We start from the raw sequence: 12,379 nt of genomic DNA, 5'->3' as shown, positions 1-12,379 counted from the left end.
GAGATGGCGTCAGATTTGCAAGGCTTCATTGTGCACTGCACAAAAAGTTACAAATCCTTATATTTTCGGCCGCTTTCTCAGCGAGACTTTACATATTCCCCCGGCGCTTCCGCAATTGCACAAAGGTTTCCACCACCTGGAACACGTGCGCCGTCCACCGCAGTTTCGGCACGATTGACCGCGCGGATCCATTCGAGCCAATCCGGCCACCAGCTCCCGGCATGTTCTGTCGCCTGCGCAACGAAGTTTTCCAGCGACTCGGCCGGCTCCGCGTTGGTCCAATATTGATATTTCTTGGCCGAAGGCGGGTTGATTACACCCGCGATATGGCCCGAGCCGGCCAGCACGAACTTGTGTGGCCCGCGGAAATGTTCGGTCAACTTCCACACGCTTTTGGGCGGTGCGATATGATCTTCGCGCCCGGCTTGGATATAGGCGGGTGTTTCCACCTTCGACAGGTCGATGGGCGTGTCGCCGATGCGCAGCGCGCCCGGCGCCACCAGCTTGTTGTCGCGATAGAGGTCGGTCAGATAGCTGAGATGCCACGCCGCCGGCAGGTTGGTGACGTCCGAGTTCCAGTGGAGCAGGTCGAACGGCGCATATTCCTGCCCCATCAGATAGTTGTTGGTGACGTAGTTCCAGATCAGGTCGCGGCCGCGCAGCAGGTTGAACGTCGCCGCCATGTAGCGCCCGTCGAGAAACCCGTCGGCGCTGAGGCTGCGGATCATCGCTAGCTGGTCGTCGTCGACGAACACGCGCAGGTCGCCCGCATCGGCGAAATCGACCTGGGCGGTGAAGAAGGTCGCGCTCGCCACCTTCGCAGCCTGCCCGCGCGCGGCGAGCACCGCCAGAGTCGCCGCCAGCGTGGTACCCGCGACGCAATAGCCGATCGTATGCACGCTCTCCACGCCGAGCAGGTCGCGCACGGTATCGATCGCGTCGATCTGGCCGCGCTCGACATAATCGTCCCACACCACGTCCTTCATCGTCGCATCGGCCGAGCGCCACGAAACGATGAACACCGTGATCCCCTGCTCCACCGCCCAGCGGATGAAGCTCTTCTCGGGCGTCAGGTCGAGGATATAGAAGCGGTTGATCCACGGCGGGAAGATGATCAGCGGCGTCTCCAGCACCGTCTCGGTGGTCGGCGAGTACTGGATCAGTTCATAGAGCGGCGTGCGCTTGATCACCTTGCCGGGCGTCATCGCCAGGTTACGGCCCAGCTCGAACGCGCCCGCGGCGGTCTGCGTCATCTGGCCCTTGGCCATGTCCTGCAGCATGTGCTGCAGGCCCTTGAGCAGGCTCTCGCCCTTGGTCTCGACGATCTTCTCGATCACCTGCGGATTGGTCGCGGGGAAGTTGGTGGGGCTGATCGCGTCGATGAAGCCCTTGGTCGCGAAGCGGATCTGGTCCCGCTGGCGCTCGTCGACATGCTCCAGCGCCTCGACCTGCTTGAGCATATGGTCGGCGATGACGAAATAGCTCTGCCGCAGGAAATCGAACACCGGCTCCTCGCGCCATTGCGGCGCCTTGAAGCGCTTGTCGCGCGCCTGCTCGGGCGATTCAACAAAGGGCTCTGCATGGGCGGGATCGAGGAAGCGTTGCCAAAGCTGCATCGTGTCCGCCCAGAAATCGGCGCTCGCCCGCATCGCCGGCGTGGGATCGAGCAGCATGCCGAAGGGCGTCGCGGCGGGGACATGCTCCATCAGGTCCAGCCCATGCTCCAGCATCATCTGCTGCGCCCGGCCGAGCACCCAGGTCCAATGCTGCAGGTCCTCCAGGCGGGGCAGGGTCGGCGTGAGCGTATCGGCCATTCGGTCCTCTCCTTTGCCTCGCTTTAGCGCGTGCAATGCAATGCGTCATTCCCGACTACGGTATTATGACGTAGAACGGCGCCACGGCACAATTTTGTGTCGCACGTCAGAACCCTTGAAAGTCGAGGAAATGTCCGAAGAATTCTACCGCATCAAGCGCTTGCCCCCCTATGTCATCGCCGAAGTGAACGCGATGCGGGCAGCCGCGCGAGCGGGCGGAGAGGACATTATCGACCTCGGCATGGGCAATCCGGACCTGCCGCCGCCCGACCATGTCATCGAAAAGCTGTGCGAGGTGGCGCGCAAGCCCGACGCGCATGGCTATTCGCAGTCCAAGGGCATTCCCGGCCTGCGCCGGGCCCAGGCCAATTATTACGGTCGCCGCTTCGGGGTCGAGCTCGATCCCGAGAGCGAAGTCGTCGTGACCATGGGTTCGAAGGAGGGCCTGGCCAGCCTCGCCACCGCGATCACCGCGCCGGGCGACGTGGTGCTGGCGCCCAACCCGAGCTACCCGATCCACACCTTCGGCTTCATCATCGCCGGCGCCACGATCCGTGCGGTGCCGACCACGCCCGACGACGCCTATTTCGAAAGCCTCGAGCGCGCGATGAACTTCACCGTGCCGCGCCCCTCGATCCTCGTCGTCAACTATCCGTCGAACCCGACCGCGGAGACGGTGGACCTCGCCTTCTACGAGCGCCTCGTGGCCTGGGCGCGCGAGAACCAGGTGTGGATCCTCTCCGACCTCGCCTATTCCGAGCTCTATTTCGACGGCAAGCCGACGCCGTCGATCCTGCAGGTGAAGGGCGCCAAGGACGTGGCGATCGAATTCACCTCGCTCAGCAAGACCTATTCGATGGCCGGCTGGCGGATGGGGTTCGCGGTGGGCAACCGCCAGCTGATCGCGGCGATGTCGCGGGTGAAATCCTATCTCGATTACGGCGCCTTCACGCCGATCCAGGCCGCCGCCTGCGCCGCGCTGAACGGCCCGCAGGACATCGTCGAGAAGAACCGCCAGCTCTACCACAAGCGCCGCGACGTGATGGTGGAGAGCTTCGCCCGCGCCGGCTGGGAGATCCCCTCCCCGCGCGCCTCGATGTTTGCCTGGGCGCCGCTGCCGCCCGCGCTGGCGCATCTCGGCAGCCTGGAGTTCTCCAAGCAGCTGCTGACCCATGCCAAGGTCGCGGTGGCGCCGGGCGTGGGCTATGGCGAGAATGGCGAAGGCTATGTGCGCATCGCGATGGTGGAAAACGAACAACGCCTCCGCCAGGCCGCGCGCAACGTGAAGAAGTATCTCCAGTCGATGGGGGTCAACACGCCGGCGGCGAACGCGGGGTGATGACGGCGATGCGGCAGTTCTTCTATACTGCCGCTGCGAATGACATGGGCTTCCCATGATGCGAGCCCCCGCTGCTGCAACGGCGGGGGCTCATTCCCTGCCTTTCTCAAATCCCATTGTCATTCCCGCGAAGGCGGGGATCCATTGGGGCTGACGCTGCGGTTCCAGCCGCGAGCGCACTGGCGAAGGGATCCCCGCCTTCGCGGGGATGACGACGGGTTTGTGGATGGCGCCGGTCTCCAGAAACGGCACGCCCGCATGCGCACCCCGCACTTGCGAACCGCCCCCCGCTCGGGGCAAAGCCCGCCCCCATGTCCCGCCCCGGTTTCCCCTTCTCCACCCGCTTCCGCGTCCGCTATTCCGAGATCGACGGGCAGAAGATCGTCTTCAACTCGCGCTATCTCGAATATGCCGATGTCGGGCTCACCGAATTCTGGCGCTGGGCGGATCTGGCCAGACTGGGCCCGGAATGGCTGGAGGCGGAATTCAACGTCGTCCGCGCGCAGGTCGAATATAAGGCGCCGTTCCGCTTGGACGATCTGGTCGAGGTGTTCGTCCGGGTCGAGCGGCTCGGCAACAGCAGCATGACGATGCGCGCCGATCTCTGCCACGCCGAAACCGGGGTGCTCCACGCCGAGGTGGAGCTGATCAGCGTCCATCTCGATCTGGACACGCGGCGCCCCAAGCCCATCCCGGACTCGGTCCGCGCCGCGTTGCTCGCGATCGGCGGCTAGACCACCACGTCGGCAAAGGCGCCGCCCTGGGCGCGGCCCAGCTTGCGCTTCATCTCGTCCTCGATCTCCTGGCGGATCGCCGCCTGTTTTTCGGGGGCGAGCTGGTCGAATTGTTGCTGGGTGAGGCTGTGGCGCTTGAGCACGGCCTCCTTGGTGCGCTCGGCCGGGCTCTTTCGCGCCTCGCGCAGAAAGGCTTCGGCGGTCTCGTCGACGGGGCTGCCAGCGCTGCCGCGGGTCGCAGCGCTGCCCGCCACGCCCTTCACCCCGTTGATGCCAACCGTCGAAATACCGAACGTCATGCGCAAATTTCCCTGATGCACAGGCGCATTATAGAAGCATTTACGCTTTCGGGAGCGAGGGCCGGCACTTACTCGGCGGCGCGGGCTTCTTCGGCATCCTCGTCAGGCAGCGCCCAGAGAAGGTCGCCCTTGCCCAGCACGCGGCCGTCCTGCGCCTGTACCGTCACCGGTGCGATCGGCTTGCGGTCCCGCGCGTCGACCAGGATCGGCGAGGCCGGCACGCCGGTTTCCCATCGCTCGCCCCATTGGCGCAGCGCCACCATCGTCGGCAGCAGCGCATGCCCCTTGTCGGTGAGGCGATATTCCACCTTGCGGCGATCGTCGGCACAGGGAACGCGGGCAAGGATACCATGCTCCACCAGCCGCGCGAGGCGATTGGCGAGGATGTTGCGGGCGATGCCCAGCTCGCTCTGAAATTCCTCGAAATGGCGGATGCCGTTGAACGCGCCGCGCAGGATCAGGAACGACCAGCGCTCGCCCATCGCCTCCAGCGCCGCCGGCAGGCTGCATTCCCGCGCCATCGCCCGCAGCGTTTCTCGAACGGCTCCACCCATGGCCGCACCCTATCGTAAAATCCGAAGGTGTAAAACCGGGTGCGGCGCCGAGTCGGAGCCACAAGGGTGCGCCGAAGTGCCCCCTATCCCTCAAATCGGTTGCAAAAACCGCGCCGGTCACGCCATCTAGGCGCTGTGCTGCGTCAGTATGAACTTGTAGACCGGGTCCTCTCCTACGACCCCGAAGCCGATGAGGCATTGCTCAACCGGGCCTATGTCTTCTCGGTCAACGCCCATGGCTCGCAGAAGCGCGCTTCCGGCGACCCCTATTTCAGCCACCCGATCGAGGTGGCCGGCATCCTTACCGACCTGCATCTCGACGACGAGACGATCGCGACGGCGATCCTCCACGACACGATCGAGGACACGGTGGCGACGCCGGAGGAGATCCAGCGGCTGTTCGGCGCCAATGTCGCCCGCATGGTGGACGGCGTCACCAAGCTCTCCAAGATCGAAGCGCAGACCGAAAGCGAGCGCGCCGCCGAGAATCTCCGCAAGTTCCTGCTGGCGATGTCCGACGACATTCGCGTGCTGCTGGTGAAGCTCGCCGATCGCCTGCACAACATGCGCACGCTCCACTTCATCAAGAAGGAGGAGAAGCGCCGCCGCATCGCCCGCGAGACGATGGACATCTATGCCCCGCTCGCCGAGCGTATCGGCATGTACGAGTTCATGAAGGAGATGCAGACGCTCGCCTTCCGCCAGCTCGAACCCGAAGCCTATGAATCGATTACCCGCCGGCTGGACAGCTTCCGTGTCGAAGGCGAGGACCGGGTGCTCAAGATCGCCTCGGGCCTCAAGCTGCTGCTCGGGCGCGGCGGCATCAACGCCGAGGTGACGGGGCGCGAAAAGCATCCCTATTCGATCTGGAAGAAGATGTCCGAGCGCCATGTCAGCCTCGAACAGCTTTCCGACATCATGGCGTTCCGCGCCATCGTCGACACCGAGGAGGAATGCTACCGCGCGCTCGGCGTGATCCACCGCCGCTGGCCGATGGTGCCGGGGCGGTTCAAGGATTACATCTCGACGCCGAAGCGCAACGGCTATCGCTCGCTCCACACCACGGTGATGCATGCCGGCGACACGCGCGTCGAAGTGCAGATCCGGACCCGCGACATGCATGCCCAGGCCGAGTTCGGCCTCGCCGCGCACTGGGCCTACAAGCAGAGCGCGGTCCGGCCCGACACCCAGGTCAGCTGGATCCGCGACCTGATCGAGATCCTCGAACATGCCGAGAGCCCGGAAGAACTGCTCGAGCACACGCGCATGGCGATGTACCAGGATCGCATCTTCGCCTTCACCCCCAAGGGCGAGCTGATCCAGCTGCCCAAGGGCGCGACCCCGATCGACTTCGCCTATGCGGTGCACACCGATCTCGGCGACCAGTCGGTCGGCGCCAAAGTCAACGGCAAGGTGGTGCCGCTGCGCACCGAGATCGAACAGGGCGATCAGGTTCAGATCCTGCGATCGAAGGCGCAGGAGCCGCAGCCCAACTGGCTCAACTTCGCGATCACCGGCAAGGCGCGCGCGGCGATCCGCCGGCACCTCCGCCACAAGGAGCGCGACGAGACGATCCGGCTGGGCCGCAAGCTCTACGAGGATATCGTCGCCCGCCTCCCTGCGCCCCCGGGCGAAGGGGCGCTGGGCGAGGCGCTGAAGCGACTGAAGCTGGCCGATCCGGAATCGCTGATGGAGGCGATCGCCCGCCGCAGCCTGACCGACCGGCAGGTCATGGAAGCGGTGATGCCCGGCTCGGCCAGCGGCGAGGACGACCAGCTGCCGCCGCAGCATCACGCCATCGACATCAAGGGCCTCACCCCGGGCGTTGCGTTCACCTACGCCGAGGATTGCTGCCCGGTGCCGGGCGACCGCATCCTCGGCGTGCGCCAGCCCGACCAGCCGATCGTCGTCCACCGCATCGACTGCCCGAGCCTCGCGACGGTGGAAGAGGCGGACTGGGTGGACCTCACCTGGGGCGACAAGGCCGATGGCGGCGTCGCCGAGATCGCGGTGACGCTGAAGAACGAACCGGGCGCGCTGGGCACGGTCGCGACGCTGATCGGCCAGCACAAGGCGAACATCCTCGGGCTGCGGCTCGACAATCGCGACACGACCTTCCACACCAACACGATCGACCTCGAAGTGCGCAACGCCGCGCACCTGATGAAGCTGCTCGCGGCGCTGCGCGCGGCAGATGCAGTGAGCTCCGCCGAGCGGGTCTGACGATGGTTCTTGCCCCCACCCTCCACGGGCGAGGGAGGGGGCTGGACCCCGCGCCATTCCGCGCTACCCTCCCCGCATCAGACCTATCGGAGGGGGAACACCGTGGACCGTCGACACTTCCTCGCAACGTCGAGCACCGCCGCGCTCGCCGCGCTGATCCCGGCCGCCGCGCGCGCGGCGGTGGCCGGCACCCGCGATGCCGAGATCAACGCCGTCTACAACCAGATCGTCGCCCAGCGCATCCAGCGCTCGCCGGAATTCGCCACCTCGCTCGGCTTCGACAAGGGCCCCAACGCGCCTCTCAAGCACAAGCTCAGCGACGGCAGCCCCGCCGCCAAGGCACGCAATCTTGCCGATACCAAGGCCGCGATCGCGAAGGTCGAGGCGTTCGACCCCGCGACGCTGTCCGAAGCCGCGCGGCTCGATCGCGAGGTCGTGCTGTATTCGCTGCGTAGCGCAACGGTGGCGCAGGACAGGTTCCAGATCGACTCGGTCGGCCGTCCCTTCCCGATCTTCCAGCAGGGCGGCGCCTATTTCTCGACGCCGGACTTCCTCAACACCAGCCACACCATCGTCACCCAGGATGATGCCGAGGCCTATCTCGATCGCCTCGATGCCCTTGCCGGCGTGCTCGACCAGGACACCGCCGATCAGAAGGCGGCGGCGGGTCGCGGGTTGGTCGCGCCTGGCTTTTGCCTCGAGCTCACCCTGGCCCAGATGGCCAAGCTGCGGCAGCCCGACCCGGCGGCGAACACGCTCACCCAGTCGCTCGTCCGCCGCGCGACGGCCAAGGGGCTCACCGGCGACTGGCAGGCCCGCGCCGCGACGATCGTCGGCGACAAGGTCTATCCCGCGCTCGATCGCCAAGTTGCGCTGATCCAGCAGCTGCACGCCAAGGGCCGTACCTCCGCCGGCCTGTGGGACGTGCCGCGCGGCGAGGAGATCTACGCCGCCGCGCTGGAGCAATGGACCACCACCAGCTTCACTCCCGATCAGGTCCACAAGATGGGCCAGGAACAGGTGGCGGAGATCAGCGCCCAGCTCGATGCGCTGCTCAAGGCGCAGGGCCTGACCCAGGGGAGCGTCGGCGAGCGGCTGTCCGCGCTCAACGCGCGCGCCGACCAGCTCTATCCGGGTACGGCGGAGGGCCGCACCGCGCTGATCGCGGGGCTCAACACCGGCGTGCAGGAAATCGCCGCGCTGCTCCCCAAGGCATTCCTCAACCCGAACAAGGCGCCGCTGGAGATCCGCGCGGTGCCGGTGGAGATCCAGGACGGCGCCTCGAACGGCTATTACACCCGCGCCGCGCTGGATGGCTCGCGCCCGGCGATCTACTGGATCAACCTCAAGAGCGTGCACGACTGGCCCAAATACAGTCTGCCCTCGCTGACCTTCCACGAAGGCCTGCCCGGCCACCATCTCCAGATCAGCACCGCGCAGGCGGCGGAAGGCCCGCTGATCCGCAAGTTCGGCTTCTTCAGCGCCTATACCGAAGGCTGGGCGCTCTACGCGGAGCAGCTTGCCGACGAGATCGGCGCCTATCATGGGGGCCTGGAGCGCGCCGGCTATCTCCAGTCCTTCCTGTTCCGCGCCGCGCGGCTGGTGGTGGATACCGGCATCCACACCAAGCAGTGGAGCCGCGAGCAGGCGACCGACTATCTGGTCGCCACCACCGGCTTCCCGCGCGCCCGCTCGCAGCGCGAGGTGGAGCGCTATTGCACCCAGCCCGGCCAGGCCTGTGCCTACAAGCTCGGCCACATCGCCTGGACGCGGGCGCGGGCCAATGCGCAGAAGATCGCGGGGCCGAAGTTCGACCTCAAGCAGTTCCACGAGGTGATCCGCCTCGGCGCGATGCCGCTCACCATGTTCGAACGGCTGGTCGAGGAGCGCGCCAAAGCGATGGCGTGAGGCGGGAGCTTCTCCCGGTTGGGCAGGGTAATCGCGTCGAACAAGATATCACGTCATCCCCGCGAAGGCGGGGATCCATTCGCGCTGCATTGGCGGCCCTTCCCCCAGCGCCGAGGGCAATGGATTCCCGCCTTCGCGGGAATGACGATCGTTGGGGGAGGGGCGCGGCCCTCTCGCCTCGACTGCAACACCCCCTGCCCTACGCGGAAAGATATAGTTCGCGCGCGGGCCGGTGGCCTTCGAACTCCCCGGCCCGCGCGCAGGATCAGGCGGCCCCGGTCGCCTGATCCATGAGCTTTTTGGCCAGCGCGATCGCCTCGGCCTCCTGCATCTTGCCGGCCTGCACCTCGTCGGCGATTTCGAGCAGCCGGCCGGCGACCACCGTGCCCGCCTGCGCCGCCTCGGTGATACGGATGCCGCCCTTGGCGTTCGCAATGCGATCCCATTCGGCGCGGATCGCCGCCCAATAGCCCTTGGTCGCGGCCCAATAGGCATCGGCCGCCTCCACGTCATAGCCGTCGAAGCGGGTATAGCTGTTGAGCACATATTCCTGGACGACCGGCTGCAGCGTGCCGTCGATCATCCCCATCTTGGTGTTGTCCTGCCAATGGACCCAGCCGTTCGGGGTCGGCTGGTGGCGGTTGATGCCGAGATAGCGGTCATAGACGGGCCCGCGCACCGCATCGCGCCGGGCGAGCGGCCGCCACGTCCAGTTGGAGCGCCAGCGGCGCACGCCGCCCTCGGTGGTCCATTGCCCCCAGCCGCCATAGCGCGGGCTGTCATCGACCTGGTAGACGGTCTGCGACCAGCGGCCGCGGCGCATCGGCTCGGGCACCGCTTCCCATTTCCATTCGTTCGGCCCTGCATAGACGAGCACGCGCGCGGGCTCATACTCCCAGTCCTGGCGCCAATGCTTGATCACCATGGTCTTGCCGCCCTGCTCCACCACCAGCAGGTGCTGGAGCATGATCTTGCGGCCGGTATCCTCGATCACCCGCACCACTTCATGCCCGCCGGAGATCGCGCGGTCGATCGGCGTATAGTCGGCGCGCCAGGCGGTCGCTTCCTGCATGTCGAAGCGGACCTTGAAGGTGCCCGCCATGGCGAGGATGTCGCGCCGGTCGGCCGCGAACGACGCCTGTTCCTCGGCGGCGCTGCGCGGCTTGACCGGTCCGTCCGCCGCGGCGGGAAGGGCCGGCAGCGTCGCCAGCAGGCTCAGGGCAAGCAGCCCGATATGTCGAAACGTCATGATGTCCCCTCCGATGCTCAGAAGCGGTAGCTGATCGAGACGCTGCCGTTGCGTCCCGGCTGGGTGTAGGCGTCGGTGATCGTCGAGCTGGCGGCGAGGCCGCGCACGTCGTTCCACCAGGCATATTTCTTGTCGAACAGGTTGAAGACGCCCGCGCGCAGCGTGAGACCGTCGGTCACCCGGAAGAAGGCGGTGGCGTCGACGATGGTGAAGGCGTCCGGGCGGAAGCAGGCGGCGGTGCACACGCCGCTGGTGGCGTTCGCCTCCTTGCGGGTGCTGTGCGTCACGATCAGCTGGCCGCCGAAGGCCCCGTCCGGCGCGCGATAGCCGAGCCCGCCGACGATCTTCGCCGGGTCGACGGTGGAGAGCGACGCCCTGGCGCCGTTCCGGATCACGTCGCCATCGGCATAGGCGAAGGCGAGATTGGCGCTGAAGCCGCGGTCGAGCTGCGCATCCACCCGCCCTTCGATGCCGTTCACCCGCGCCTCGTCGAGGTTGATGAACTGGTACACCGCCGGATTGGCGGGAGTGAACGCGCCGCCGACGACTTCCTGCGAGATGAAATTGTCGTAATCGGCATGGAAGCCGGTCAGCTGCACGCGCACCCCGCCGCCGCCGAAGCGGATGCCGCCCTCGACGCTGCGGCTGGTTTCCGGCCGCAGATTGGGATTGGGCTCCGAGCGATAGCCGAAGGCGAGGTTCTGGAAGAACTGGTTGACCTGGCTCGGCTCGGGCGCCTTGAAGCCCTGGGCATAGTTGGCGAACAGGCTCAGCCCGCTGCCCAGCGCCACCGTCGCACCGATCTTGGGCGAGACGCGCGAGCCGCTCTGGCTGGCCGAGTTGAACGCAGGCAGCGCGGCATCCTGCTTCGGATCGAGCGCATAATGATCGAAGCGCAGCGCCGGGAACAGCGTCACCGGGCCGAGGCTGATCTCGTCCGAGACGAACAGGCCCGCCAGCGTGAAGTCGGTGATCGGAAAGGCGCGGGTGGGATAGGTCTCGCCCGCCGGCGGCACGGTGCCGTCGCGGATACCCTCCTGCCGGGTGCGGCTGGCATCGGCGCCGATGATGAGCCGGTGGCGGAGCGCGCCCGTCTCATAGCCGAGCACGATCTCGCCCGATCCGCCGAACACGCGGTTGTCGAAGGTGTTCAGCCGGGTGCGATCGGCAAGGGTGACGCGATCCTCGGCGGAGAACTGGCTGTCCTCGGCCTGCTGCCAGTAGAGGCTCAGCCGGGTGCGCTGGATCGCGCCCTGGCCGGACCAGGTCCAGTCGAACGCCGCGCGCTTGCGCCTGGTCTTGTCGTTGGCGGTGGTGCCGGCGACGCTGGCGCTGACGCTGGTCAGCACGTTGCTGTCCATCCGGTTGTCGAGATATTCCCCGGTCAGCCGCAGCTTGTGCCCGGTGCCGGGTTCATAGACGATGCGGCCGAGCACCGCGTTGGAATCGCCGTCCTGCGGGTTGGGTTCGGTGCGCGCAGCGCCGACACCACCGACACGGCCCTTGTTGTCCAGCTCGGAAAAGTCGCGGCGGGTATAGGCAATCATCGCCGACCAGTCGCCCGACCTGCCCGCCAAGATGCCGGTCTCGCTCCATTCCTGGTCGGACGATTGGTAGCCCGCGCGCACCAGCCCGCCCACCGACTTGCCGCCGGTCAGGAAATCGGCCGGATCGGCGGTGGTGAAGCTGATCGCGCCGGCGAGACCGTCGCTGCCATAGAGCGCCGACGCTGGTCCGCGCAGGATCTCCACCGATTTGACCAGGCCGAGATCGACATAGTCGCCGCGCCCCACGCTCTGCGCGCCGAAGGTGAACCCGTCGGGCACGCGCACGCCGTCCACCTGGATCAGCACGCGGTTGCCGCCGATGCCGCGGACCACGAAGCCCTCATTGCCCGCGCGGCCCGTGGTGCCCGACGCCGCGCCGAAGCGCGCCGGCTGCCGGGGTACGCTGATGCCGGGCTCGAACCGCACCAGATCCTTGACGTCGCCCACCAGCTGGTCCGCCATCTTCTCGTCGGTCACCACTGTGACCGTCGCCGGCACCTTTTGCGTATCGGTGGCGAGCCGGGTCGCGGTGACGGTGATCGACGCGGGATCGGGCGCGGCATCCTCTCCGGCGGTGGCAGGCGTCTGCTGGACCTGCGCAACGGCGGGCGCGGCGGACAAATAGGCGAACAGGCTCGCCGCCCCGGCCAGGCGGACGATGGAATGGATCACGAAGGCTCCCCTTAATTGCGATTGCGAGTGCGTCGCATTC

General features: G+C 66.7%; 9 protein-coding genes. 4 read left to right on the top strand and 5 right to left on the bottom strand.

What is annotated here, in order from left to right; translation table 11 throughout:
• Positions 1–77 precede the first annotated feature (77 nt).
• Complete coding sequence (gene phaC, locus S2M10_RS22160; RefSeq protein ID WP_168848032.1) at positions 78–1,814, bottom strand: class I poly(R)-hydroxyalkanoic acid synthase; 1,737 nt, start codon at positions 1,812–1,814, stop codon at positions 78–80.
• A gap of 130 nt (positions 1,815–1,944) precedes the next feature.
• On the opposite strand from phaC, the gene S2M10_RS22155 reads away from it, so the two are divergent.
• Together S2M10_RS22155 and S2M10_RS22150 are read left to right on the top strand one after the other, a co-directional pair.
• Positions 1,945–3,153, top strand: a complete 1,209-nt coding sequence (locus S2M10_RS22155) for an LL-diaminopimelate aminotransferase (protein ID WP_168848031.1) — start codon at positions 1,945–1,947, stop codon at positions 3,151–3,153.
• 311 nt (positions 3,154–3,464) lie between these two features.
• Entirely contained in the window at positions 3,465–3,887 is a 423-nt protein-coding gene (locus tag S2M10_RS22150; protein WP_168848030.1) for a thioesterase family protein, read from the top strand.
• On the opposite strand, the gene S2M10_RS22145 is transcribed toward S2M10_RS22150, so the two are convergent.
• Together S2M10_RS22145 and S2M10_RS22140 are read right to left on the bottom strand one after the other, a co-directional pair.
• Positions 3,884–4,186, bottom strand: a complete 303-nt coding sequence (locus S2M10_RS22145) for a hypothetical protein (protein ID WP_168848029.1) — start codon at positions 4,184–4,186, stop codon at positions 3,884–3,886. The two genes, S2M10_RS22150 and S2M10_RS22145, sit on opposite strands and share 4 nt — an antisense overlap.
• 68 nt (positions 4,187–4,254) lie before the next feature.
• On the bottom strand, positions 4,255–4,740 hold the full coding sequence (locus tag S2M10_RS22140; RefSeq protein ID WP_168848028.1) for a helix-turn-helix domain-containing protein: 486 nt from the start codon (positions 4,738–4,740) through the stop codon (positions 4,255–4,257).
• Between the two features lie 135 nt (positions 4,741–4,875).
• On the opposite strand from S2M10_RS22140, the gene S2M10_RS22135 reads away from it, so the two are divergent.
• Positions 4,876–6,963 (top strand): bifunctional (p)ppGpp synthetase/guanosine-3',5'-bis(diphosphate) 3'-pyrophosphohydrolase, encoded by a 2,088-nt coding sequence (locus tag S2M10_RS22135; RefSeq protein WP_168848027.1) that lies wholly within the window; start codon positions 4,876–4,878, stop codon positions 6,961–6,963.
• 102 nt (positions 6,964–7,065) lie between these two features.
• A complete protein-coding gene (locus S2M10_RS22130; protein ID WP_168848026.1) occupies positions 7,066–8,871 on the top strand; it encodes a DUF885 family protein in 1,806 nt (601 codons plus the stop codon).
• Positions 8,872–9,136: 265 nt separating this feature from the next.
• Here the strand turns inward: S2M10_RS22130 and S2M10_RS22125 are convergent, their stop codons facing one another.
• Complete coding sequence (locus tag S2M10_RS22125) at positions 9,137–10,120, bottom strand: DUF6607 family protein (protein ID WP_168848025.1); 984 nt, start codon at positions 10,118–10,120, stop codon at positions 9,137–9,139.
• Positions 10,121–10,137: 17 nt separating this feature from the next.
• Positions 10,138–12,339 carry a TonB-dependent hemoglobin/transferrin/lactoferrin family receptor gene (locus S2M10_RS22120; protein WP_168848024.1) on the bottom strand — a complete coding sequence of 734 codons (2,202 nt, stop codon included), beginning with the start codon at positions 12,337–12,339 and terminating at the stop codon, positions 10,138–10,140.
• Positions 12,340–12,379 lie beyond the last annotated feature (40 nt).

Origin of the sequence: Sphingomonas sp. S2M10 (assembly GCF_012650175.1) — a bacterium.
Classification (GTDB): Bacteria; Pseudomonadota; Alphaproteobacteria; order Sphingomonadales; family Sphingomonadaceae; genus Sphingomonas.
This window is presented reverse-complemented; position numbering and strand designations above follow the sequence as displayed.

What these genes read in the sequence shown, in the direction of transcription:
- phaC (WP_168848032.1), bottom strand. Translation starts at nt 1,814, where the DNA reads ATGGCCGATACGCTCACGCCGACCCTGCCCCGCCTGGAGGACCTGCAG.
- S2M10_RS22155 (WP_168848031.1), top strand. Translation starts at nt 1,945, where the DNA reads ATGTCCGAAGAATTCTACCGCATCAAGCGCTTGCCCCCCTATGTCATC.
- S2M10_RS22150 (WP_168848030.1), top strand. Translation starts at nt 3,465, where the DNA reads ATGTCCCGCCCCGGTTTCCCCTTCTCCACCCGCTTCCGCGTCCGCTAT.
- S2M10_RS22145 (WP_168848029.1), bottom strand. Translation starts at nt 4,186, where the DNA reads ATGACGTTCGGTATTTCGACGGTTGGCATCAACGGGGTGAAGGGCGTG.
- S2M10_RS22140 (WP_168848028.1), bottom strand. Translation starts at nt 4,740, where the DNA reads ATGGGTGGAGCCGTTCGAGAAACGCTGCGGGCGATGGCGCGGGAATGC.
- S2M10_RS22125 (WP_168848025.1), bottom strand. Translation starts at nt 10,120, where the DNA reads ATGACGTTTCGACATATCGGGCTGCTTGCCCTGAGCCTGCTGGCGACG.